The organism is Vibrio sp. 378 (assembly GCF_033339435.1).
Genome location: NZ_JAWOUO010000158.1, coordinates 1 through 1,058 on the forward strand (window position 1 = coordinate 1; position 1,058 = coordinate 1,058).

General features: G+C 54.4%; 1 protein-coding gene. It reads left to right on the forward strand.

Annotated elements, in window-relative coordinates:
• The coding region (locus R7Q48_RS24835) for a tandem-95 repeat protein (protein ID WP_318132778.1) at nucleotides 1-1,058 on the forward strand (1,058 nt) is incomplete at both ends.

The following is a 1,058-nucleotide window of genomic DNA, read 5'->3' on the forward strand; positions in this document are numbered from 1 at the left end:
GATGGCGATCTGAGCTTCAGCGTTTCTGGCAACAGCAACATTCAAGTGGCAATCGTCAATGGGATTGCTACGTTCACTCCAACCGCAGACTGGAACGGCTCAGAAGCGCTGACCTTTACGGCCACCGATCCAAGCGGTGAAAGCGTTAGCCAAACGGTGAACTTCACAGTGGCGCCTGTGGCGGACATCGTGGCAGATAAAGCGATGGTTGTGGAAGACACGCCGACCATCATTAAGGTTTTAGGTAACGACACGTTTGAAGGCGACGACAAAGCGGTGTCGCTGGATAGCAATCACGGTCCAGCCAACGGCACGGTCTCGGTCAACTCAGACGGCAGCGTGACCTACACGCCGAACGACAACTACCACGGGGCAGACAGCTTCACCTACATCGTCACGTCCGGTGGGGTATCGGAGTCCACCACGGTGAACGTCGATGTCACACCAGTCAATGACGCGCCAGTGGCAAAAGATGATACCGCTGTTACTGACGAAGACACGCCAGTGACAATTGATGTCCTACCAAACGACACCGATATTGATGGCGATACGCTGTCTATCCAATCGGCGTCCGTACCTGAAGCGCAAGGCACAGTCGAGATTGTTGACGGCAAACTGGTGTTCACGCCAGCTGAGAACTTCAATGGCGACGCCGAAATTACTTACACCATCACCGATGGTGTACTGACCGACCAAGCGACGGTTAACGTCACGGTGAATGCGGTGAACGACACGCCTGTGGTTGAAAGCAGCATTGCAGACCAAACCTTGGCAGAAGACTTTACGCCATACAGCATCGATCTAAATACCGCTTTCAGCGATGTGGATAACGTGGATGGCGATCTGAGCTTCAGCGTTGCTGGCAACAGCAACATTCAAGTGGCGATCGTCAACGGTATTGCTACGTTCACTCCAACCGCGGACTGGAACGGCTCAGAAGCGCTGACCTTTACGGCCACCGATCCAAGCGGCGAAAGCGTTAGCCAAACGGTGAACTTCACAGTAGCGCCTGTGGCAGACATCGTGGCAGACAACGCGACGGTTGTGGAAGACACGCC